17 protein-coding genes are annotated in these 23,463 nt (G+C 70.6%); 9 read left to right on the forward strand and 8 right to left on the reverse strand.

All coding sequences use genetic code 11. The features are described from left to right. Positions 1-493 precede the first annotated feature (493 nt). The gene (locus ACPXB1_RS29700; RefSeq protein ID WP_355594434.1) at positions 494-1,216 is read right to left on the reverse strand and encodes a dienelactone hydrolase family protein; all 723 of its coding nucleotides are present in this window, start codon (positions 1,214-1,216) and stop codon (positions 494-496) included. 61 nt (positions 1,217-1,277) lie between these two features. Beyond that, a complete protein-coding gene (locus ACPXB1_RS29705) occupies positions 1,278-1,466 on the reverse strand; it encodes a hypothetical protein (protein ID WP_053652542.1) in 189 nt (62 codons plus the stop codon). 19 nt (positions 1,467-1,485) lie between these two features. On the opposite strand from ACPXB1_RS29705, the gene ACPXB1_RS29710 reads away from it, so the two are divergent. The 5 genes from ACPXB1_RS29710 (at position 1,486) to pulA (ending at position 9,874) form a co-directional block, all read left to right on the forward strand. Continuing rightward, the gene (locus tag ACPXB1_RS29710; RefSeq protein ID WP_425736098.1) at positions 1,486-2,223 is read left to right on the forward strand and encodes a hypothetical protein; all 738 of its coding nucleotides are present in this window, start codon (positions 1,486-1,488) and stop codon (positions 2,221-2,223) included. A gap of 37 nt (positions 2,224-2,260) precedes the next feature. Further along, positions 2,261-2,650, forward strand: coding sequence for a hypothetical protein (locus ACPXB1_RS29715; RefSeq protein WP_053652544.1), 390 nt, complete (start codon positions 2,261-2,263; stop codon positions 2,648-2,650). Positions 2,651-2,778: 128 nt separating this feature from the next. Further along, positions 2,779-3,447 (forward strand): hypothetical protein, encoded by a 669-nt coding sequence (locus ACPXB1_RS29720; protein WP_425736099.1) that lies wholly within the window; start codon positions 2,779-2,781, stop codon positions 3,445-3,447. A gap of 132 nt (positions 3,448-3,579) precedes the next feature. Next, positions 3,580-4,251, forward strand: coding sequence for a cellulose binding domain-containing protein (locus ACPXB1_RS29725; RefSeq protein ID WP_425736100.1), 672 nt, complete (start codon positions 3,580-3,582; stop codon positions 4,249-4,251). Positions 4,252-4,384: 133 nt separating this feature from the next. After that, a complete protein-coding gene (pulA, locus tag ACPXB1_RS29730) occupies positions 4,385-9,874 on the forward strand; it encodes a pullulanase-type alpha-1,6-glucosidase (RefSeq protein WP_425736101.1) in 5,490 nt (1,829 codons plus the stop codon). 82 nt (positions 9,875-9,956) lie between these two features. Here the strand turns inward: pulA and ACPXB1_RS29735 are convergent, their stop codons facing one another. Further along, a complete protein-coding gene (locus ACPXB1_RS29735; RefSeq protein ID WP_425736102.1) occupies positions 9,957-11,594 on the reverse strand; it encodes a hypothetical protein in 1,638 nt (545 codons plus the stop codon). Between the two features lie 298 nt (positions 11,595-11,892). Continuing rightward, positions 11,893-13,647, reverse strand: coding sequence for a right-handed parallel beta-helix repeat-containing protein (locus tag ACPXB1_RS29740; protein ID WP_425736103.1), 1,755 nt, complete (start codon positions 13,645-13,647; stop codon positions 11,893-11,895). A gap of 339 nt (positions 13,648-13,986) precedes the next feature. Here ACPXB1_RS29740 and ACPXB1_RS29745 point away from each other — a divergent pair, with 339 nt between their 5' ends. Further along, on the forward strand, positions 13,987-14,448 hold the full coding sequence (locus ACPXB1_RS29745; RefSeq protein ID WP_355594448.1) for a hypothetical protein: 462 nt from the start codon (positions 13,987-13,989) through the stop codon (positions 14,446-14,448). Between the two features lie 215 nt (positions 14,449-14,663). On the opposite strand, the gene ACPXB1_RS29750 is transcribed toward ACPXB1_RS29745, so the two are convergent. After that, positions 14,664-16,145, reverse strand: coding sequence for an aminopeptidase P family protein (locus tag ACPXB1_RS29750; RefSeq protein WP_355594450.1), 1,482 nt, complete (start codon positions 16,143-16,145; stop codon positions 14,664-14,666). Positions 16,146-16,278: 133 nt separating this feature from the next. Between ACPXB1_RS29750 and asnB the strand changes: the two genes are divergently transcribed. Further along, positions 16,279-18,240 carry an asparagine synthase (glutamine-hydrolyzing) gene (gene asnB / locus ACPXB1_RS29755; protein ID WP_355594452.1) on the forward strand — a complete coding sequence of 654 codons (1,962 nt, stop codon included), beginning with the start codon at positions 16,279-16,281 and terminating at the stop codon, positions 18,238-18,240. Between the two features lie 78 nt (positions 18,241-18,318). Here the strand turns inward: asnB and ACPXB1_RS29760 are convergent, their stop codons facing one another. Beyond that, the gene (locus ACPXB1_RS29760) at positions 18,319-19,455 is read right to left on the reverse strand and encodes a lytic polysaccharide monooxygenase auxiliary activity family 9 protein (RefSeq protein ID WP_425736104.1); all 1,137 of its coding nucleotides are present in this window, start codon (positions 19,453-19,455) and stop codon (positions 18,319-18,321) included. Positions 19,456-19,914: 459 nt separating this feature from the next. On the opposite strand from ACPXB1_RS29760, the gene ACPXB1_RS29765 reads away from it, so the two are divergent. Beyond that, complete coding sequence (locus ACPXB1_RS29765; RefSeq protein WP_425736105.1) at positions 19,915-20,844, forward strand: PfkB family carbohydrate kinase; 930 nt, start codon at positions 19,915-19,917, stop codon at positions 20,842-20,844. A 118-nt stretch (positions 20,845-20,962) separates the two neighbouring features. Here ACPXB1_RS29765 and ACPXB1_RS29770 read toward each other — a convergent pair whose 3' ends face one another. Together ACPXB1_RS29770 and ACPXB1_RS29775 are read right to left on the reverse strand one after the other, a co-directional pair. Continuing rightward, positions 20,963-21,793, reverse strand: coding sequence for an MBL fold metallo-hydrolase (locus ACPXB1_RS29770; RefSeq protein ID WP_355594458.1), 831 nt, complete (start codon positions 21,791-21,793; stop codon positions 20,963-20,965). Further along, on the reverse strand, positions 21,790-22,194 hold the full coding sequence (locus ACPXB1_RS29775; RefSeq protein ID WP_355594460.1) for a thioesterase family protein: 405 nt from the start codon (positions 22,192-22,194) through the stop codon (positions 21,790-21,792). The genes ACPXB1_RS29770 and ACPXB1_RS29775 overlap by 4 nt, the downstream gene beginning before the upstream one ends. Before the next feature lie 138 nt (positions 22,195-22,332). On the opposite strand from ACPXB1_RS29775, the gene ACPXB1_RS29780 reads away from it, so the two are divergent. Next, the gene (locus ACPXB1_RS29780; protein ID WP_425736106.1) at positions 22,333-23,427 is read left to right on the forward strand and encodes a phosphatase PAP2 family protein; all 1,095 of its coding nucleotides are present in this window, start codon (positions 22,333-22,335) and stop codon (positions 23,425-23,427) included. Positions 23,428-23,463 lie beyond the last annotated feature (36 nt).

Here is a 23,463-nt window from a genome sequence, read left to right on the forward strand (position 1 = left end):
AACCGTCCGGGCCGGCGAGTCATTCCACCGCGCTCCGGCAGACCTTGTCCGACGGCCTCGAGGAGGCGCTGCTCGGGTGGGTCCAGGGGGATGTAACCGTGGCGGCCGGGTGGGTGTTCCCGGATGCCGGGGGCCGTCGGCCGGGGGCCGCGACCTGTCGTGGTTACCCCCTGTACAACAGCCTGGCCCGACCCAACATTCCGCCGCCACAGTGCCGCCGACCACGGGACGCCGACCCCCAAACCCGACAAACCGTCCGAGCCGGCTCCACGCCGGGCGGTGATCGACTCCGGATTGCCGATGTGGGGGTATCCCAGCGCTCCGACACCTCCACATCGGCGACATGGAGTCGATCATGCGTTCGCTGTCAGTTTGGCGGCGTACGGCAGGGATTCGCGCACCTCGCGCACCTGGCGAGGGCCTGTCGGCGGCCCCGATCGGGAACCTCGCACGGCGGACGGACCGCGCGTCGCGGACTCGCCGGACAGGCGGGTCAGTTGTTGGCGAGGAAGGCCAGGACCGCATCCCGTGCTGCCAGGACGGCCGCCTCGGACTGCGGGGAGTGGTCGAGGATGTCGAAGCTGTGCTGGCCGTCCGGTACGTCGATGACCTGGACCGGGCGGCCGTGGACGGTGGCTGCGGTGAGGAACGCGTCGATGCCCGCCAGCACCACCGGAATGTCCCGCCCAGCCCGGGTCAGCACCAGTGGGACGGTCGACCCGGCCTCGAGCGCGTCGACGGGCAGGAACCGCGAGTCGATCTCCCAGTCGGGGAAGGGGATGAGTAGCGGGTAGGTCAGCGCGATCCCGCGCAGCCAGGACGGGGCGTCGCGCAGCCAGTCGGACGCCAGCAGGCCGCCCCCGGAGAAGAACCAGAGCACCACCCGGTCGGGGTCGACCCGTGGGTCGGCGCGGACCTGTTCGACCATCGTGGCGATGTCCTCGGCCGTGGCGGGTAGCGCCGACACTTCGGCCACCTGATAGCTGACCAGCGCGGTGACCACGCCGCTCTCGGCGAGCAGCGCACCGTAGCCGCGGTAGAGCAGCCAGTCGCGGGGGTCGGGCACGCCCGGCGGCAGTGGGGCGCCGTGCACCACCACCACTGCGGGTGCCCGGCCGTCACCGGTGGGCAGGTGCAGGTCGACGTTGCCGTGCCGTTCGACAGGCGCGGCGGGCGTGGACAGGACGAAGGGTCGCTCAGCGACGGGCGTCGTCATGTCCCCAGGGTATCGATCATCTGCCGGCCGGGAGGCCCCGCTGCCGGTCCACAGGGGAGCCTCAGGCGGGGTCGACGGGCTTGCCCGCGTCGCTGGCCTGCGCGTGTCGCTCCAGCAGCCGCTGCCGGATCTCCTCCGGGGTGTACGCGCGCCGCCGACGCTCGGCTCGCGCGATGACCACGCCGGAGGCCGCGACTCCAGCGAGACCGGCGAGCCCGAGGACCTTCCACCACCGCATTCGTTGCCGCATCGGCCTAGGCTAGACCCCCATGAGCATCAGCCTGGATGAGGCCGTCGATTTGACCCGCACCGGCGACGTGTGGGTGTTCCGGGGTCGCAGCGTGCCGGACCGGGCAATTCAGTTCACCACGAACAGTCCGGTCAACCACGTCGGAATGGCAGTGGTGTTGGACGACATGCCCCCACTGATGTGGCACGCCGAGCTGGGCAAGTCGTTGCCGGACCTGTGGTCGGGCAGCCACCAACGCGGTGTGCAACTCCACGACCTGCGGGACGCGGTCTCTGTCTGGGCAAACCGGTACGGTCAGCGGGCCTGGCTACGGCAACTCGACCCGCCGGCGGACGCGGAGATGGAGCGGGCTGTTCTGCGTACCGTCGCGCGGTTGGATGGCACGCCGTTTCCGTCTACGGCCCAGTTGGCCTGGCGGTGGGTACGCGGCCGGGTGCCGGTGCTGCCCCGCCCCGACCAGGCCGTGTCCCGGTTCGCCTCCCGGGCCATCCCCGCCCTCCACGCGAGGAACGCCGACCACGCGAGGAACGCCAGGCAGGCGAAGGACACCAGCTCGGCGGCTGCTCGGGAGCGGGCGTTGGAGACGGCGTACTGCGCCGAGGTGGTGGCGGTGACGTACGAGGCGATGGGTCTGCTGCCCGCCGGAAAACGTCCTAACTGGTACGACCCGGGACGGTTCTGGAGTGGAGACGACCTGGGTCTCGCGGCCGGCGCGCGGTTGGGTGCCGAGATCGAGGTGCGGGTTCCGCAGCGCTGAGGTTTGGCCGACCCGGCGGAGGGCAATTGCTGTCGCCGTGAACGCCTCTACCGATCTCGACACGCTGACCGGCTTTTTCGACAGGTACGGCGTCGCGCTGACCTCCGGTGACCTGCCGGCCCTCGGCGCTTGTTACGCACTGCCCGGGTTGGTGGTGGCCGACACGTACAGCTTCTCGTTCACCTCGCTGGCGGCTGTCGCGTTGTCCTTCGTGGGGGCGGCACCGGACTACCAGGATCGTGAGCTGATCGCCGCACACGCCCGGATCGAGGACGTGCAGCCGGTGTCGGCCCTGCTGACAATGGTGTCGGTGGAGTGGGAGTTCCTGGACAGCCGTGGGTTCGCGGTGCCGGGGGAGCGGTACCGCTACCTGCTGCGTACACCGGCTGAGGGGCCACTCATCTGCACTGTCATCCGGGCGTCCTGAGCGACCGTCCACCGGGCCGGACCGTTTTCCGGTCGAGATGGGCCGGTCGGTCCGATCCGTACCCGCCTGGTTTCCGGCCCGGCCGGCGCTGGCTACGCTGGCGCGTCGGTGGGACGAGGGGAGACCTGATGGCGGTGCGGCCGGACGGTGCGGAGGGCTCGCGTGCGGCGCGGGTGCTGGTGTCGGTGCCGTGGATCGTGGTGCTGGTCGGCGTCTGCGCGCTCGTGGTGTTGCTGGTGATCACGTTGCTGTCGTTCCGTGGCCGGGAGCGCGATGGCGGGCCGCAGGCCGCGCCGCCGGTGTTCCTGCCGACAGTGCCGCCGGCGTCGTCGTCGGCCGCGTCGTCGACGCCTGCTGCGGTGGAGCGGCGGACGGCGTCGCCGCGGCCGTCGCGTAGCACGCGGACGCCGTCGCCGCAGGCCACGACGGCGTCGCCGGGTACGGCCAAGACGAGTGCGCCGCCGGCGGGGTTGGCGCCGGCGAACGGGGCGGTGACCGCCCGGTACCAGGTTGGGACGTCCGGTTCGGACGCTGTGTTGTCGGTGCGGAACGAGTCGGATCGGCCGGCGGGCTGGCGGGTGGAGTTGGCGTACGCCGACGACATGCGGGGTCTGCGGGTCAGCGGCGAGGCGGGGATCTCGGTGTCGGCGCAAGGTGACGGCGAGTACGTGGTGAGTGGCGGGGCGTCGCTCGTTTCGGGTGGCACCAGCACGTTGCGCCTGCGGCTTGGTTGGTCCGGGTCGGCACAGCGGCCGTTGCGGTGCACAATCAACGGAGCCGCCTGCCGCATCGGTTGACGCCGGCGCCCGTCCGGGTGCCCGGCGGCGGCGTTTCCGGGTGAGGCATCGATCGCCTACGCTTCCCGGACGGCCCGCTGAGGGAGGTACATGTCCGGCATGCGTCGTGCCCCACAACCATCGCGTGGCCCGGTGGCTATCGCGTCGTCGCCCTGGATCGTCGCGTGTGCGGGTCTCGTCGTGATGGTGGTTCTGCTCATCGTGGCGTTGGGCGCGTACCGGGGGCAGAGCCCGGCGGGGGATGACCGGATGCCGCCGGTGGGGTTGCCGCTGCCGCGGGTGCCGGTCGAGCCGAGCGACGTGACGCAGGCACCGCCGCCGTCACCGGGTTCGTCGGCGCCTGTGGTTCCCGGGTTGTCGCCGCGGGCGAGCGGTCCACCGCCGAGCGCGCCGACTGTGTCGCCGACGCCGTCGATTCATCCGGTGGTGGTGCCGACGTCGGTTCGGCCGTCGACCAGGGCGCCGCGGCCTGCGCCACCGCAGCAGCCGCCCGCGGTGAGTGGGCGGTACCGGGTGGTGCAGAGCTTCGACGGAGGCTTCATCGGCGAGGTGCTGATCGTCAACGCGTCGCGGGTGGACCGGGGCTGGACGGTGCGGATCCACTTCGGTCGTGGGCGGCTGGTGACCAGTTGGGTGGAGGGCGCCCCGCAGGGAACGGCACGTCAGTTCGACGGCGGCTTCTCGTACGTCAGTGGGGTGTCAGTGCCGGCGGGCGGGTCGGTGCCGTTGCGGTTCCACATGGAGTGGGCGTCGAGTGCGCCGCGTGGGTGCACTGTCGACGGGGTGCGCTGCAGCGGGTTCTGATCGGACGGCCGTCGATGGAGACTCGAAGTCCGTTGCAAGGAATCTGCTCTGTTACGACTTTGTTTGCAAGGTATTGCAGATTGTTTCGGCAAGGGTTAGCGTGCGGCCAATCACGACCAGAGGAAGGCCGTCGATGAAACCCCCGCCGATCCCGCGTACCGCCCTGCTTGCCCTCGCCTGCCTGCTCACCGTCACGCTCGTCGGCACTCCGGTCGCCGCGAATCCCGCCGTTGCGGCTCCTCGGCCCGCAGGCGACAGCCCCCTTGCCGTCGACGGCGCCACCCAGTGGCGGGGCGAGCCCACCGCCGAGGCGCTGCTGAAGGCGGCCGACAACACCGCGCGTGCAGAGCAGTTCTACTTCGTCCTGCCGGACCGGTTCGCCAACGGCGACCGGCGCAACGACCGGGGCGGTCTCACCGGCGACCGGCTGCGCACCGGGCTCGACCCGACCGACAAGGGCTTCTACCACGGCGGTGACCTCAAGGGCGTCATCGACAAGCTGGACTACATCCAGGGGATGGGCACGACCGCCATCTGGCTCGCCCCGATCTTCAAGAACCGGCCTGTGCAGGGCAAGGGCGATGACATCTCGGCCGGCTACCACGGCTACTGGATCACCGACTTCACGCAGGTGGACCCGCACTTCGGCACCATGGAGGAGATGAAGCGGCTGGTCCGGCTCGCCCACCAGCGGGGCATCAAGGTCTACCTCGACGTGATCGTCAACCACACCGCCGACGTGATCAAGTACGCCGAGGACAGGTACGCCTACATCGACAAGGCCACCTCGCCGTACACGGACGCGCAGGGGCGGGCCTTCGAGGACCGTAACTACGCCGACGGCAGCCGTGCCTTCCCGCCGGTGAACCGGGAGTCGTTCCCGTACACGCCGATGTTCGACGAGCCGGGGGACGCCAGGGTCAAGGTGCCGGCCTGGCTGAACGACGTCACGATGTACCACAACCGTGGTGACTCGACATTCGCCGGGGAGAACAGCGAGTACGGCGACTTCTTCGGCCTGGACGACCTGTGGACCGAGCGGCCCGAGGTGGTCAAGGGTCTGACCAAGGCGTACGGGGACTGGATCGGCGCGACGGGTGTCGACGGGTTCCGGCTGGACACCGTCAAGCACGTCAACATGGACTTCTGGCCGCAGTTCAGCAGTGGCATCGAGCGGGCCGCCGAGAAGGCCGGCAAGAAGGACTTCTTCATGTTCGGCGAGGTCTACAGCGCCGACCCGGAGATCACCTCCAGCTATGTGCGGCAGGGTGGTCTGCCGGCCACCCTCGACTTTCCCTTCCAGGAGGCCGCCCGCGGCTACACGGCGGGCGGCGGCTCGGCGAAGGCACTTGCCGACGTGTACGCCCGTGACGACCTCTACGCCGCCCGCGACACCGACGCCCGGCGGCTGACGACGTTCCTCGGCAACCACGACATGGGCCGGATCGGCTCGTTCATCGTCGGCGGGGGCACCGACCCGGCCAGCCACCTGCGCCGCGACCAACTCGCCCACCAGCTGATGTTCCTCACCCGCGGCCAGCCGGTGATCTACTCCGGTGACGAGCAGGGCTTCACCGGCCCCGGCGGGGACAAGGACGCCCGGCAGGACATGTTCGCATCGAGGGTCCCCGACTATCTCGACGACGACCTGCTCGGCACCGACCGCACCCACGCCAGCGACCAGTTCGACACCGGCCACCCGCTGTACCGGACGATCGCCGAGCTGGGCAAACTGCGGCAGGCGCACCCCGGGCTGCGCGACGGCATCCAGATCACCAGGTCCGCCGCCGACGGCCCCGGCGTCTTCGCCGCCTCCCGGATCTCTGCCGCCGACCGCATCGAGTACGTGGTGGCGGTGAACAACGCCGGCAGCGCGCAGACTGTCACGGTGGACACCTGGTCGGCCGGCGCGACCTTCACCGGCATCTACGGCGGCAGCCAGCGTGTCACGGCAGGTGGCGACGGCACTGTGACGCTCACAGTGCCGCCGCTGTCGGCGGTGGCGTACCGGGCCGGTACCCCCGTCGCGCTGCCGGGCGGCAAGCCGACGATCGCCGTCACGACCCCGGACGCTCCCGTCGCCACCCGGGTCGCCGTCACCGCCACGGTGACCGGTGACCCGCTGGCCACCGTCACCGTCGCGGCCCGGGTCGCTGGCGGCCGGTGGACGCTGCTGGGCAGCGCCGACCACGCGCCGTACACCGTCCACCACGATCTGACCGGCCTGGCCGGCGGCACCCGTGTCGAGTACAAGGCGGTGGTCCGCGACGGCCGGGGCCGTACCGCCACCGCCCGGTCCACCGCCACCGTCGGCACCCCCGAGCAGGGTGGGTCCCGGGAATGGGCGGTCGTGCACTACAAGCGGCCCGCCGGCGGGTACGACGACTGGGCGCTGTACGCGTGGGGCGACATCGATCCGGCGTACGTCACCGAGTGGCCGAAGGGGCAGCCGTTCGCCGGGGAGGACTCCTACGGCCGGTTCGCCTGGGTGAAGCTCAAGCCGGGCGCGAAGTCGGTCGGGTTCGTGGTGGTCGACAAGGACGGGAACAAGGACGTCGCCCAGGACCGCAGCATCGACGTCACCTCCACCGGGGAGGTCTGGCTCAAGCAGGGCGATCCGACGATCTATCCGAGCCGGCAGGCGGCCACCGGGCAACCCGACCCGCCGGTCGAGGAGGGCACCGCGGTCATCCACTACCGGCGGGCCGACGGCAACTACGCCGGATGGGGCCTGCACGTGTGGGACGGGGCGGCGAACCCGACCGACTGGGCCACCCCGCTCGCGCCGAGCGCGACCGACGCGTTCGGCGCGGTGTTCCGGGTGCCGTTGGCGGCCGGGGCCACCGGGCTGAACTACATCATCCACAAGGGCGACACCAAGGACCTGCCCGACGACCAGCGGCTCGACTTCGCAAGCGCGGGTCGGGAGGTGTGGCTGCTCGCCGCCACCCCGGGCCGGCTGCTGCCGACGACCGCGACCAGCGCGAGCGGGGACACCGACATCGGCAAACAGAAGGCGCACTGGATCGACAGGTCCACCATCGCCTGGCAGACCCCACCGACCGACGGCAGGACGTACGCGCTCGTCGTCGCGCCCACCGGTGGAGTCGGTGTGGTCGACGGGAAGCTGACCGGGACGTACACCAGTCTGCCGTTGCGGGCGCAGCGCAACGGGCTCACCGAGGCCCAGCGCGTGAAGTTCCCGCACCTGTGGGCGTACCGGAGCTTCGCAGTGGACCGGGCGGACCTGGCCAAGGTCCCGGCGGCGCTGCGGGGGCAGGTACTCGTCACCGAGCGCGACGCGGCGGGCGCGCTGCTCGCGGCGACAGGCGTGCAGATCCCCGGTGTGCTCGACGACGTCTACGCGCGGGCCGCCGATACGACGCTCGGGCCGACCTTCGCCGGCCGTACGCCGAGCCTCGCGCTGTGGGCGCCGACCGCGCGGACGGTGGAGCTGCAACTGTTCGACTCGCCCACCGCGCAGCCGAAGACGGTGCCGATGCGTCGCGACGACCGCACCGGCGTGTGGTCGGCGCGGGGCAGCCACTCGTGGGTGGGCAAGTACTACCGGTACCGGGTGCAGGCGTGGCAGCCGGCGGCGCAGCGGATGGTCACCGCGTCGGTGACCGACCCCTACTCGGTGGCCCTGGCCGCCGATTCCACGCACAGCCAGCTTGTCGACCTGAGTGACCCGGCGCTGGCTCCGGCGGGCTGGAAGACGTTGCGCAAACCGGCAGCAGTGCCCGCGTCGAAGGCGCAGATCTCCGAGCTGTCGGTGCGGGACTTCTCCATCGCCGACGACACGGTGCCGGCGAATCGGCGAGGCACCTTCCTCGCCTTCACCGACCCGAAAACCGCAGGAATGACCCACCTGAGGGCGTTGGGCGCCGCCGGTGTCACCCACCTGCACCTGCTGCCGGCGTTCGACTTCGCGACGATCCCCGAGAAGCGGGCCGACCAGCGCCAGCCGGCCTGTGACCTCGCGGCGCTGCCGCCGGACTCGGCCGAGCAGCAGAAATGCGTGGCGGCCGTCGCCGACACCGACGGCTACAACTGGGGGTACGACCCGCTGCACTACACGGTGCCGGAGGGCGGTTACGCCGTCGACCCGGCCGGCGCGGCGCGGACCACCGAGTTCCGCGCGATGGTGGCCGGAGTGAACGGCGCCGGGCTGCGGGTGGTCATGGACGTCGTCTACAACCACACAGCGGCGGCCGGCACCGACGACAAGTCGGTGCTCGACCAGATCGTGCCCGGCTACTACCACCGGCTGCTGGAGGACGGCACTGTCGCCAACTCCACCTGCTGCGCCAACACCGCGCCGGAGCACACCATGATGGGCAAGCTGGTGGTCGACTCGCTCGTCACCTGGGCCAAGCAGTACAAGGTGGACGGTTTCCGGTTCGACCTGATGGGTCACCACCCGAAGGCGAACATCCTCGCCGTCCGCGCGGCACTGGACCGGCTGACCGTCGCCCGCGACGGCGTCGACGGCAAGGCGATCATGCTCTACGGCGAGGGCTGGAACTTCGGCGAGGTCGCCGACGACGCCCGGTTCGTGCAGGCCACCCAGGCCAACATGGCCGGCACCGGCATCGGCACCTTCAACGACCGGCTGCGCGACGCGGTGCGCGGCGGCGGGCCGTTCGACGCCAACCCCCGGGCGCAGGGCTTCGCCTCCGGGCTCTACACCGACCCCAACGGCGACCCCGTCAACGGGACGGCCGCCGAGCAGAAGGCCCGCCTGCTGCACGCCCACGACCTCATCAAGGTGGGGCTCACCGGCAACCTGCGTGGCTACCGGTTCACCGACACCGCCGGACGCACCGTCACCGGCGAGCAGGTGGACTACAAGGGTTCGCCGGCCGGCTACACCGCCGCGCCCGGCGAGGCCGTCACGTACGTCGACGCGCACGACAACGAGATCCTGTACGACGCGCTGGCGTACAAGCTGCCGCAGGCCACCACCGCGGCGGACCGCTCGCGGATGCAGGTGCTGGCGCTGAGCACCGTGGTGCTGGGACAGGGCACCGGGTTCGTCACCACCGGCACCGAGCGGCTGCGGTCGAAGTCGTTGGACCGCAACTCGTACAACTCCGGTGACTGGTTCAACCAGATCCGCTGGGGTTGCGAGCGGGGCAACGGGTTCGGGGCCGGTCTGCCGCCGGCCCCTGACAACGAGGACAAGTGGTCGTACGCGATGCCGCTGCTCGCGGACCCGGCGCTGGTGCCGGACTGCGCGGCCATCAACACCACCGACGCCCGGTACGCCGAGCTGCTGCGCATCCGGGCGTCGTCGCCGGTGTTCGGCCTTCGTACGGCCGAGCAGGTGCAGCAGCGGGTGGCGTTCCCGCTGTCGGGCCAGAAGGAGACCCCGGGTGTGCTGACGATGACCCTGGACGCCAGTGGGCTGGGTGGGGCGTGGAAGTCGGTGACAGTGGTCTTCAACGGCACGCCGGATACGGCGAAGCAGACAGTGACCGGTCTGCGCGGTGCGGACGTGACACTGCACCCCGTGCTTGTGAACTCGGCCGACCCGGTGCTGCGTACGGCCTCGTTCGACCGGGCGGCCGGCACGTTCACCGTACCGGCGCGCAGCGTGGCGGTGTTCGTGCAGAAGTGACGCGGACCGGCCCCCTTCCGCGTGGTGCGGAAGGGGGCCGGCCCGTCGTTGCTGTTGTCGTGCTGCGCTCACCCGAGGGTGATCAGGCGAAGCAGTTCTCGATGGTGCCGCCCGGGATGGCCAGGCAGTTCGTCGGACGGTTCGCGGTGATCGCGGACTTGTTGTCGACGTTCACCTCGCCGAAGAAGCTGAAGACACCGCCCGGGGCGAAGGTGGAGAAGTTGTGCGCGACCTTCGTCTTCGACAGGTTGACCTCGCCGAAGATGTTGAAGATGCCGCCGCCGACCCCGATCGGGCCGATGGCCCGGTTGCCGACAACCTCGCTGTCGCGCAGCGTGGTGACGCTGAAGGCGTTGAAGACCCCGCCGCCGAAGAACCCGGCGGTGTTGTCCTTGATCTCGGTGCGCTCAGCGGTGACCGCGCTGTCGAAGGCGATGGCAAGGCCACCACCGACGCCGGCGGTGCTGTTCTTCTCCACTGTGACGCCGTGCAGGTTCAGCTGGCTGTCCGCAGCGGCCAGACCGCCACCGGCGACGACCGCGGTGTTCGAGACGAACTTCGTCTCGTACGCGGTGGTGTTGCCGCCGATGTCGAGGAGGCCACCGCCGAAGCCCAGCGTCTCGTTGTCGCTGATCTCGGCCTTCTTCAGCTCGACCGTCCCACCGTCGATGTCGTCGGCGAAGATGCGCGCGGCTCCGTTGGAGATGCCGCCACCACCGATGATCGCGGTGTTGTCCTTGACCTTCGACTCCTCGACCCTGAGCAGGCCGGCGTTGAAGACACCGCCACCGAAGAAGAAGGCGGTGTTACGGGCCACGGTGCTGTGCCAGATCTTCGTGGTGCCGAAGTTGGCCACACCGCCGCCGTTGCCGCCGGACTGGTTGAGGACGACCTCGGACTCGAGGATCTCGGCGGTGCCGCCCGGCTGGACCAGGATGCCGGCGCCGTCGTTGTCGCCCGGCTCCTCGACCAGCGGCGTGACCGCACCCGCCGGCGCCTTCGGCGCGGCCTTGGGAGCGGCCTTCGGGGCCGCCTTCAGGCCCGCCTTCGGGCTGGCCTGCCGCGCGGTGAGCGCCTTCTCCAGCGGTACGCCGGACTTCACCTCGGCGGCGATCGCCTCGGAGTCCGAGTAGGACGCCCAGACGGCGGCCGGCTCGACGGCCTCGAGCAGTTCGAGGGTCTGGCCGCCCTTGATGGTCAGGCCCTTGATGGTGAGGTGCCCACCGGTGCCGACGTTGAGGATCCGGAAGTAGTCAGCCGTGGCGTCCCGAACGATCGAGGTGTGCTCACCCTTCAACGTGATCCGCTCGGTGATGACCGGCAGGCCGTTGCCCTCGTAGTCGTTGCGGGTCAGGTTGTAGGTGCAGCCCTTGGCCAGCTCCAGCACACCGCCGTGCTTGCTGTTGGCGAAGACGATCGCCTGGATCAGCTTGTCGGTGTCGCAGGGCACCTCCTTCCCGCGCTCGTGGTCCTTGTCCCGGTCCTTGCCCTTGTCCTTGTCCCAGTCACGCCCGTGGTCGCCGCCCTGGTCGCCGTCCCTGCTGACCTGCGCGGTGTTCCAGTTGAGGCCGCTGACCGCACCGGCGCTGCCCGCGACGCCCACCGCCGCGAGACTGATCACGCCCGTCAAACCGGCCACGCCACCGGCGAGCCAGAGCTTGCGGCGGCGCTTGGCCGTCGCCTGCCCGGAGGCTTCGTTGTTCGTTAGGTAGTTGGACATCGGAGCTCTCTGCCCTCTCCTCGTACCAGACAGGGTCGCCGCCCTCAGACGGACGTCCCCTGCTACAAATCGGTTGTAGCTCCCAAAAACACCGTATGAGAATGTTCCTCGCCTCGGGGGCGTATCCGAAACAACCCCACATTAGGTTCACGTTCGGTCCGGACCGGCCGCGACGCCCCGGCCGGGCACACGGCCCCCAAGGCCGCCGTCGGGCCCGCGAGCAGCCCAAATGGGTACGCCCCTCCGCGCCGTCGCCGGCTCGGAGGGGCGCGCCCTCTATGTGGTTCAGCCCCACCTGTCAGGCGAAGCAGTCCGGAACGTTGAAGCAGTTGGTGGGGCGGTTGGCGGTCACCGCGGACTCGTCGTCAAGCGTCACGGTGCTGCCGAGCTGGTTGAAGACCCCACCGGCCGGGAGCGTGGCGAAGTTGTGCGCCACAGTCGTCCGGCTCAGGGAAACCTCGCCCCCGTCGGTGTTGTAGATGCCGCCGCCGCGAGCGAACGGACCGATGGCCCGGTTGCCCACCACCTTGCTGTCACGCAGCGTGGTGACGCTGTCCTCGTTGAAGAGGCCGGCGCCGAAGAACCCGGCGGTGTTGTCAGTGATCGCGCTGTTCTCCACTGTCGCGGTGCTGTCGAAGGCAACCGCCAACCCGCCACCCACACCAGCGGTGCTGTTGCTGGCCACGGTGGCGTTCTTGAGGGTGAGCTGGCTGTCGGCCACCGCGACGCCGCCTCCGGCGAGAACCGCGGTGTTGCTCCTGACCGTCGTGTCGTGCAGGGTCGTGGTGCCCTCGACGTCCAGGACGCCACCGCCGAAGCCGAGCGTCTCGTTGTCGGTGATCTCGCTCTTGTAGACCCAGACCGAACCGCCGTCGACCTCGTCGCCGAAGATCCCGGCCGCGCCGTTGGCGATGCCGCCACCACCGATGATCGCGGTGTTGTCCTTGACCTTCGACTCGTCGACCTGGAGTACGCCGGCGTTGAAGATGCCGCCGCCGTGCAGGAACGCGGTGTTGTGGGCCACGGTGCTCTTGCTGAGCTTGGCGGCGCCGAAGTTGGCCAACCCGCCACCGTTGCCACCGGACTGGTTGTAGAGCAACTCGCTGTCCAGGATCTCGGCCCGGCCACCCGGCTGCACCAGCACCCCGGCTCCGTCGTTGAACCCGGGCTCCTCCACCAGAGGCACCACTGCCCCCGCCGGCTTGGCGGCCACCGTGGCGGGCTCGGCCTTCGCGGTCGCTGCCGGCTTGGCCGTCGTCGTGGCTGCTGCCGTGGCCTTGGCCGCCGCTGCCGGCTTGGCCGCTGCCGTCGCCTCGGCCGCTGCTGGCTTGGCTGCCGCCGTCGCCTTGGCTGCCGCTGCTGGCTTGGCGGCCGCCGCTGCCGCCGGCTTGGCCTTGGTGGTGGCCTCCGGCTTGGCTGTCGCACCCGGCGCGGCGGTGGTGGCCGCCGGCTTGGCGGCCGCCACGGTGCTGCGGACCGAGGCCGAGTACGGCGCCCAGACCGTCGCCGGGTCCAGGGTCATCGCCCGCTGGATGGTCTGCCCGCCCCGGATGCTCAGACCCTTGAGCGTGAGATGCCCACCCGGACCGACGTTGAGGATGCGGAAGTAGTCGGCCGTGGCGTCGCGACCGATGGTCGTGTGGTCGCCCTTGAGCGTGACCCGCTCGGTGATCACCGGCAGGCCGTTGCCCTCATAGTCGTTGCGGGTCAGGTTGTAGGTGCAGCCCTTGGCCAGCTCCAGCGTGCCGCCGTCCTGGCTGTTGGCGAAGACGATCGCCTGGATCAGCTTGTCGGAGTCACACGGCACCTGGCTGGTGTGCTCCTTGCCGTCGCGCTTGGCGTACCGGTCGTCGCCACCGCTCCACTCGCCACCGCCCCACTCGTCCTGGCCGTCGTTCTCCTTGGTGCCGTCGGTCTTCTCGCCAGCGTCGCTGACGTTCTGCCGGTTGGTCGACGACTGCGCGTCGGACACGCGGCCGGAACTGGGCTTGTCGTCACGCGCGGCCACCCCGCCGAGGGCCGCCAGGCCCACGACGCCGGTCAGCCCGGCCACGCCGGCGACCCACAGCGCACGTCGCCGTCGTGTCGGCGGTGCCGTCGGGGGCCCGCCCTCGGTACTCGTTAAGTCGTTGGACATCAGAGCCTTCCGCCCTTTCCTGCTATCAGACGGGGTCGCACCACCCGAGGCGTCGCGACCAGCTACAAATCGGTTGCAGCCTCTGATGCCCACCGTATGAGAACTATCTTCGCGAGGCGGACGTATCCGAGATAACCCCACATTCGGCCCAGGTTGGGCCATGTGCCGGTGAACGGAGCGTGACGGTAGGAAGGGATGCCGGCAGCCCATACACCCGAACGAGGTCCTGTGCTCCTTTGCAGTACGGTCCCGCCCATGGCGATTCCCGTGCGCGTGCCGATCGCGTATGAGCCCGACTACCACACCCGCTTCATCGGCCAATACGACAAAGGCCAGTTCTTCGGCTCCGTCACCGCGACAGTGGAGGATGGTGCGGGAGCCGACGACGACTGGCATCGCCACAAGCGGTGGTACGCGGTGCTGCACCGGTTCGACGCCGACGGCGCGCACACCGACTCAGACATCTGGTTCGCCGGCACCAGCGAAGACGAGGAAGCCTCGTGCGATCGCGCGGAGGCTCGCCTCGTCGAATGGCTCGACGCGCTGCCCGGTCGGGTCTTCGCCGACATCGCGATCGGCCTCTTCCAGGTCGAGGTCGACGGGCACGTGTTCGGCCTGATCGACGGCTCGGAGGACTACGACGGCGAGGACCATGCCGAGTTCGTCCCCGACGATCTGGGCTTCGACCCGCCCTGGGACGGCTGCTACGACACCTGAGCGGCCCGGTCTCGCCGACCGCCCGGCGCAGCGTGGCCGCCCTCGGCTGATCGCCTCGGCCCGCTGGAAACCGGGGTGTTCCGGACGGCGGACACCGCGTTTCCACCGAACCCGAGGCGATCACCCGGGTACGGGAGCCGCCCATGCCAAAGCCGGGCCGGACGTCGATACGTCCGGCCCGGCGGGCAGGTGCTGTCAGTCGGTGGCGCTCCCGGTCAGCCGGGCAGGCGGGGACCCGCGTCCCGCTGCTCGGCCAGCCAGGTCTCCACCTCGTCGGCGGTGCGCGGCAGACCGGCCGACAGGTTCACCGCACCGGTCGCCGTGACCAGTACGTCGTCCTCGATGCGGATGCCCACGCCGCGCAGCTCGGCGGGGACCAGCTCGTCCTCCGGCTGGAAGTACAGCCCGGGCTCGACGGTGAGCACGTAGCCCTCGCCCAGGGCGCCGTCGCGGTAGGTCTCCTTGCGGGCGTTCGAGCAGTCATGCACGTCGATGCCGAGCATGTGGCCGAAGCCGTGCAGCGTCCACCGCCGGTAGATCGAGGACTTCTCGTCCATCGCCTCGTCCACGCTCACCGGCAGCAGGCCCAGCTCGGACAGGCCCTCGGCGAGCACCCGCATGCAGGTCAGGTGGACGTCCTTGAACTTCACCCCGGGGCGGATCGCGTCGATGCCGGCCTGCTGCGAGGCGTACACGATGTCGTAGACCTGGCGTTGCAGGGCGGTGAACCGGCCGTTCACCGGCAGCACCCGCGTCACGTCGGCGGTGTAGAGGTTGCGCCCCTCGACGCCCATGTCCATGAGCAGCAGGTCACCCGGACGGGTGGCGCCGTGGTTGTGCACCCAGTGCAGGATCGTGGCGTGCTCACCGGCGCCGACGATCGAGCCGTACCCGACGTCGTTGCCGTCGTGCCGGGCGCGCAGCGCGAAGATCCCCTCCAGCAGCCGCTCGGAGACGGCGCGGTCGGCCGGCAGGGCGCGGGCCACGTCCTCGAAGCCGCGTACGGTGGCGTCGATAGCGTCCTGGAGCTGGGCGATCTCCCACTCGTCCTTGACGAGCTTCTGCTCCGAGATGGCGATGGCCAGCTCCCGGTCACGTGGCGGCTGCCCCTCGACGCGGACCCCGTCATACGGGCGTACGGCGGCGTCGACCTGGGCGTCGAACCCGCGCAGCACCCGGGTGCGGCCGGGCGCCAGGTCGGCGAGCGCCGCCTCCAGGCCGGTCAGGTCGGCGGTGGGCAGGCCCAGCTCGGTGGACTTCTCGCCGAGCGTGTGCCGTCGGCCCACCCACAGCTCGCCGTGGCGGCTGCGGAAGAACTCGTCGGTCTCCCGCGAGGAGCGCGGGCGCATGTACAGCGTGGCGTCGTGCCCGGACCCGTTCGGGCGCAGCACCAGCACGCTGTCCGGGTCGTGGTCACCTGTCAGGTAGGCGAAGTCGCTGCCCGGACGGAACGGGTACGCGGTGTCGTTGGCGCGTACCTTCTCGGGGCCGGTCGGGATCACCAGGGTCTCGCCGGGGAAGGCGGCGGACAGCGCGGCACGCCGCTTGGCGTAGTTGGGGGCCTCCGGTCGAGGTGTCACAGGCAGTTCGGTGTCCTGCCAGCCCGTCCGCATGAAGGACAGGAACGCCTCCGGGAAATCCGGATCGTGCGATTCCGTACCGTCCGCCGGCGTACCGTCGGTGCGTCCCTCGGTCATTGCGCCGCTCCCTCCGCTTCGTTGCTGGTCCCGACGGTACCGCGCGCCCGGCTCGCGGTGGTGCCGCGCGGGAGCGCTCCGGATCGACGGACGGCTGCTACGGGCCGGCAGAGCGCGTGGGAAGATGACCACCATGTGCGGACTTCTGGCCTTCTTCAGCGCGAACGGCAACGCCGCCGCGCACCGCGACCACATCGCCGGAGCCTTGGAATGCCTGCACCACCGCGGCCCCGACGAGACAGGGGTCGAGGTGGTCGGCGATGCCTCCGGCCGGTACGCGGACGGAGTGTTCGCCCACAAGCGGCTCGCCATCATCGACGTAGCGTCGAGTCACGAGCCGCTGCCGTATGCGAACGGTCGTTACCTGCTCACCTTCAACGGTGAGATCTACAACTACATCGAGCTGCGCGAGGAGCTGATCCGGAACTTCGGCGCCCAGTTCGCCACCGCCGGAGACGGCGAGGTGATCGTCGCCGGCTACCACTACTGGGGCGAGCAGGTGCTCACCCGGCTGCGTGGCATGTTCGCCTTCGTCATCTGGGACCGGCAGGAGCGGCGTGCGTTCGGCGCCCGTGACTACTTCGGCATCAAGCCCCTGCACTACCTGGAGACCGCCGACGGGCTCTACCTGGCGTCGGAGAAGAAGGCGCTGCTGCCGTTCGCGCACAGCGCCTACCAGGGCGACGCGGGCGTCGACACGGCCAACCTCAGCCACTACCTGACCCTTCAGTACGTCCCCGAGCCCGGCACCTTGCACAAGGGCATCAACCGGATCGGCTCGGGGGAGTACCTGACCTGGACGCCTGGCGCGCGGATCGACGTACGCCGGTGGTACCGGCCGGTGTTCCGGCCCGCGCCCGTCGACGACGAGCAGAAGCTCTACCACGAGATCCGGGAGACGCTGCGCGAGAGCGTCCGCATGCACATGCGCTCGGATGTGCCTGTCGGCTCGTTCCTGTCCAGCGGCATCGACTCCACAGCTGTGGTGGCGCTGGCCCGCGAGTTCAACCCGAACATCCTCACCTTCACCGTCGGATACGACGTACCGGGATATTCGGAGATCGACGTCGCGCAGGAGTCGGCCCGGCACCTGGACGTCACCACCATCCCCACCAAGATCGGTCCGCAGGACATGATCGACGCGCTGCCGAAGATCGTCTGGCACCTCGACGACCCGGTGGCGGACCCGGCGCTGGTGCCGCTGTACTTCGTGGCGAAGAAGGCCGCCGAGCACGTCACAGTGGTGCTCTCGGGTGAGGGCGCCGACGAGTTCTTCGGCGGTTACACGATCTACCGCGAGCCGCTGTCGCTCGGCACCGTCAACGGCCTGCCCGGCGGTGTGCAGAAGGGGCTGCGCGCGGTCTCCAAGGCGATCCCGCAGGGGGTCAAGGGCAAGAGCTTCCTGGAGCGCGGCACCACCCCGATCGAGGAGCGCTACTACGGCAACGCCCGGATGTTCACCGAGGAGGAGAAGCAGCACCTGCTGCGCCGCTACGACCCCTCGGTGCGCTACACCGACGTGACCGCGCCGATCTACGCCGAGTGCACCGAGCTGGACGACGTCACCAAGATGCAGTACGTCGACCTCTACACCTGGCTGCGCGGCGACATCCTTGTCAAGGCCGACCGGATCTCGATGTCGCACTCGCTGGAGGTGCGGGTGCCGTTCCTCGACCGTGAGGTCTTCGACGTCGCCGCGAAGATCCCGGTGGACCTCAAGCTGCCGCCGCGCTCGGACGCCACCAAGTACGCGATGCGTCAGGCGTTGCAGGGCGTCGTGCCGCCGGCCATCGTCAACCGCAAGAAGTTGGGTTTCCCGACCCCGACCCGGGTGTGGCTGCGCGGTGAGATGTACGAGTGGGCGCGGCACGTGCTGAGCACCTCCGGCGCGGGTGATCTGCTCGACCTGTCGTACGCGCTGCGGCTGCTCGACGAGCACAAGCGGGAGGAGGCCGACCACTCCCGCAAGGTGTGGACGGTGTTGATCTTCTGCATCTGGCACGCGATCTTCGTGGCCAAGACCCTCGACCCGGGCATCCAGCGCAACCAGTCCGCCCTGCTCACCAAGCCCGTCGTCGGGTCCATGGTGCGCTGACCCGACCCCTGTCGACCAAGAGGTTTGCGCCAGCCGGAGCAGTTCCGGTGACGCAAACCTCTTGGTCGTTTCAGGGGGTCAGCGGCCTGTGCAGCTGACCGTCGGTAGACCGTTGGTGCCGTTGGTGCTGGCCAGGAAGCCGAAGGTCGTGGTGCCCTCCGGTGCGACAGTGGCGTTGTACGCGACGTTCGTGGCCGTCACCGACGAGCCGGACGAGGTCTGTGTGGCACCCCAGATCTGGCTGATGGACTGCCCGTTGGGCCAGGTCCAGCTCGCGGTCCAGCCGTTGTACGCCCTACTGCTGTGGTTCATGATCATGACTTCGCCCTGGAAGCCGCCCTGCCAGGCGCTGACGACCTTGTAGACGGCCATGCAGTCGCCACCCGGCGCCGGCGTGGTCGGCGGGGGCGTGGTCGGCGGCGGCGTCGTGGGCGGAGGCGTGGTCGGCGGGGGCGTGGTCGGCGGAGGCGTGGTGGGCGGCGGGGTGGTGGGAGGCGGCGTACCGCCCGGACCCACACCCGTCACCTGGCCGTTGCCACCGTCGAAGGTCACGTCGGAGCAGCCGAAGAAGTTCTCCTGCGAGTCCGAACGCACCCAGCGGGAGTAGATGATGTGCCGGCCGCTCTTGCCCGAGGGCAGGTTGCCGCTGAAGTAGTAGTGGCCCTCGTTGGTGCCGACGCTGCCGCGCTGCGGCGGGTTGGTCACCTGGAGGAACGGCTGCTCCTCAAGGTCACTCCAGGCCAGCGCCCGGGTCGGGCTCCAGCTGTCCTTCGTCACGTAGAAGTAGAAGGTGCCCGGGTGGTGCGCCCAGTTGCTGTACCGGAAGTCCAGCCGCGCACCGGCCGTCAGGTGGGTCAACGGCCAGTCGGTGCGGGGCAGGTCGAAACCCCGGAAACCGGTGTTGCCGCCACTGCACAGCTGCCCGTCCGGAATGAAACCGGTGGTCCGACCACCGGCGTCCGAGCGCAGCACGCTGAACCAGTTGTAGAGCGAGTTCGCCCCGCTCTGTGCCACGGCAGCGGAACACGCGGGGTTGTTCGGCCTGATCTCACCGGTCTGGCTGAGGCCGTCCTGCCAGCACAGGTAGGTGCGGCTGCCCGGGGTCATGGCCGCGCCGTGCGCGGCGGCCGGCTCCGGAGTGGTCGCCAGGGCGACGGCGCCCAACGCGAGGGTCACGGCCGCGGTGAGCAACGCAGCCGTACGGGAACGGTTCACGGGTTCTCCTGACTCGCGAGGCGTGCTGCCCGAGCCGCCCCGCCTGGGATGTGGTCTTTGTCGCATCGCTGCACTGAGCCGAGGCGACGATCACGGTGATGGCGATGCGCCCGGCGGAGGGGATCGGCCGGCGGGCACGCGCCATCAACGGTCCTGTCCTGGGACCGGTGCCCTCGCGTCACACAACCCGGCAACCGGCGGCGCGACAGCCCCTCGCACCACCTGGTACGCGTCATCCCATCACGCAACCGTCCGCCGCGCAATAGTCGTTCCTCGATGTATGGAATCGACGCACGGGCAGCCCGACGGCACGGCGCCTCCGCGGCTGCCGCCGTACCGATCCACAAACCGGATCGACCGGTCCTGCGTCTTCGCCGCTCATCGGCCCGCGCGCTGTGCCAGCCTGATGCCACGCCGGCCGTCACGTCGGCGGCCGGTGTCGATCAGGAAGGGACGAGGATGGGGTACGCGGTGGTGCTCGGCGAGGCGCTCGTCGACCTGGTCGACACCGAACGCGACGGGGAACGGGTCTACCGGCAGGCGATCGGCGGCAGCCCGCTCAACGTCGCAGTCGGGGTGGCTCGGCTCGGCGGCCGAGCGGAGTTCGTCGGCTCACTCGGCGACGACCTGCTCGCGGACCGGATCCGCGCCTTCCTCACCGCAGCCGACGTCGGGCTGACCGGCGTGGTCACGGCACCGGCGCCGACCCCGCTTGCGGTGGTCACCCTCGACGGCCCGCGATCCGACGTCCGTCACTACGGTCAGCCGCCCTCGTACGCGCTGCTCGCCGCCGACGACCTGGACCGGGCGCTGCTGGAGGGCGCCGACGTGCTCTGCTGCGGCTCGGCAGTGCTGCTGGGACCGGGCACCCTCGCCGCCGCCCGGCGGGCCTGGTCGCTCGCCACCGGTCTGCGGGTCCTCGACCCGAACGTGCGGCCCTGGCTCCTGGACGGCCCGGCCGCGCTGGATGGGCTGCGCGAGGTAGTCGCCGAGTTCGCCGCCGGTGCGCACCTGGTCAAGCTGAGCAGCGCCGACGCGGACCTGCTCTACCCGGGCGAACCGGTCGAGGGCGTCGCCGCGTACCTGCGGGAACTGGGCGCCGCCACGGTGGTCGTGACCCTCGGCGCGGCCGGCGCGGTGCTGGCCGCCGCCGACGCCGACCCGGTGCGGGTGCCGACACCCAACGTCGTCGACACCAGCGGCGCCGACGACTCGGTGGTGGCCGCGCTGATCGCCGACCTGCTCGCCGCCGGAGAGCCCGAGCACCCGGACGGCTGGGTCGAGCGGGTGGCGTTCGCGCTGCGGGTGGCCGGCCTGGTCTGCGAGTCACCCGGCGCGGCCACCGCCATGCCCACCCGCCCCGAAGTCCAGAACCGCTACAAGCCCTGACCCCGCGCCGTGCTCCCCGTCCCCTGTCCTGCGTCGATCTTGCACTTTCGGTCGCGGCTTGATCCCGGTCTGCGGCTTTTACCCGGGCAGAAACTGCAAGATCGGCAGGAGTCGGCGGTCAGGCCGCGCCGTCGAGCTCGCGGTAGCCTCGGCGGGCCGCGGTCAGGGCCGCGCGGGCCCCGAAGGGCGCCTCGGCGGCCACCCGCTCCGGCGGCGCGCCGCCGGTGTGCGCGGCCCGGATCAGCCACGCCAACCGCACCAGCTCGGCGTGCTGGGCGCGGACGAAAGCGGGATCCACCGGGTCGCCGTGACCCGGCACCACCACCGTGGCCGGGGTCGTGAGCCGCAGCAGGTCCGCGACAGCGTCCGGCCACTGCAAGGGGTACGCGTCCTCGAAGGCGGGCGGACCACTCTGCTCCACCAGATCACCGGCCACCAGCACGTCCGCGTCGGGCACGTGCACCACGAGATCCGCGTCGGTGTGCCCCCGCCCCGGATGCCGCAGCAGCACCCGCCGGCCACCCAGGTCGAGCGTCGTCTCGGTGTGCACGGTGTGCGTCGGGGCGAGCAGCGCGGTGTCGGCCAGTTCGGCGGCGAGCGCCGGGTGCTCCGCGCGCACCTCCTCGTACGCCTCGCGGCGCAGCCGCTCCGGCTCGTCGCGCAGAGCCTCGGCGGCGCGCTCATGCGCGTACACCGGTCGCTGTGGGTCCCCGGCGAGCACGGCGTTGCCGAAGCAGTGGTCGTAGTGGTGATGGGTGTTGACAAGGGTCAGCGGACGGGCGGTGACCGCCCGGACGGCGGCGGCCAGCCCGGTGGCCTGCGCGGCCGAGGAGAGAGTGTCCACCAGGAGCGCCTCGTCGTCGCCGACGACGAGCGTGACGTTGATCCGCAGCAGCGGCTCACGCAACACGTGGACCCGGTCGGCGACCTCGACGAAGCCGCGGCTCACGACGTCCGCCCGGCGCGGTCGACGAAACGCTGCCGATCCACCATGATCCGGTCCACGCGGCCCCGCGCCACGGTCTGCGTGTCGTCGCTGACGGTGACCTCGAACGACAGCCGGCGACCGTCGACGGCAGCCAGCACCGCCTGCGCCCGGACCGTCCGGCCCACCACCGTCGGCGCCAGGTGCTCCAACTCGACACGGGTGCCCACCGTCGTCGACCCGGACGGCATCCCGGTCGCCGTGGCCGCGACGGTCGCCGCCTCGGCGAGCGCGAGCACCCGTGGTGTACCCAGCACCGGTACGTCCCCGGAACCCACCGCCTGGGCGGTGTCCGCGTCGGTGACCGTCAACTCGACCTGGGCGGTCAGACCCGGCGCGAAGGCCGGCTCGGGCTGCTCCTGCATGGTCGTCAGCCTAGGTGCTCGCCGTGCCCGCCGAGCACACGCCCGAGGATCCCGCCACCGACCGCCATCCACCTGGGTACGGCTCCGCCGGGTGGTCGCCGTCGGTCGATGCCACCACCGTCGTTAACCTTGACCGCGATGGCCGTCGTGACTGACCCCCAACCCCCCGCCCGGACCGACCCGCCCGCGTCCCCGGACGGGGGCCGTCGGCGCGTCGTCGCCATGACGATCTGGGCTGTCGCATTCGTCGCCGCCTGGCTCGGAATCGGGCTGCCCACCGACCCGGCGTACGCCTTCGTGTGGATCTGGGCCGGGACCATCGCCTGGAACAGCGACCGACCGTGGCGCAGCCACCTGCGCTTCGCCCGGGACTGGGTGCCGGTGGTACTGCTGCTGGCCGCGTACAACCTGTCGCGCGGGTTCGCCGACAACGGGGCCACCCCGCACGCCATGGAGCTGATCGTCGCCGACCGGTTCATGTTCGGCTGGGCGACCGGCGGCGAGGTGCCGACCATCTGGTTGCAGGAGCACCTGTACCGCCCGCAGGTGCAGTGGTGGGACATCGCGGCGAGCTGGGTGTACTTCTCGCACTTCGTGGTGGCGCTTGCCGCCGCCGCGGTGCTCTGGCTGCGCGACAGGCACCGCTGGGCCGCGTACATGCGGCGCTGGGGGTTCCTCTGCGCCGCAGGCCTGGTGACCTACTTCGTCTACCCGGCCGCCCCACCGTGGTGGGCCGCGCAGCACGGCCTGCTCACCGAGGTGCTCCGGATCTCCACAAGGGGTTGGAAGGCGTTCGGCATGCACGGTGCCGGCAACCTGCTCAACGCCGGCCAGATCGCCTCGAACCCGGTCGCCGCCATGCCGTCGCTGCACACCGCGTGGGCGCTGTTCGTCGTGGTGTTCTTCCTGGGCACGACCCGCCGCCGCTGGTGGCCACTGCTGTTCGCGTACCCGTTGGCGATGACCTTCACCCTTGTCTACTCGGGTGAGCACTACGTGATCGACGTACTTGTGGGCTGGGCGTACGTCGGCCTGACCTTCCTCGTGGTCGGCCTGGCCGAGCGCGCGTGGGCGGCGTGGCGGGCCAAGCACCCGAAGGCCGGGGCGGAACCCACCGATGCGGAACCTCCCGGCGCGGAACCTCCGGGCGGGGAACCGCCGGGGTCGACGACCGGCCCCGACAGCGTCGCCGGACGTCCGGCCACGGCACCAGCGGTACCCGCCGACCGCTGACCGCACCCGAGGTGATCAGGGCATGATCACCACTGG

The sequence above is a fragment of the Micromonospora sp. DT68 genome, from assembly GCF_049847245.1.
GTDB lineage: Bacteria > Actinomycetota > Actinomycetes > Mycobacteriales > Micromonosporaceae > Micromonospora > Micromonospora profundi.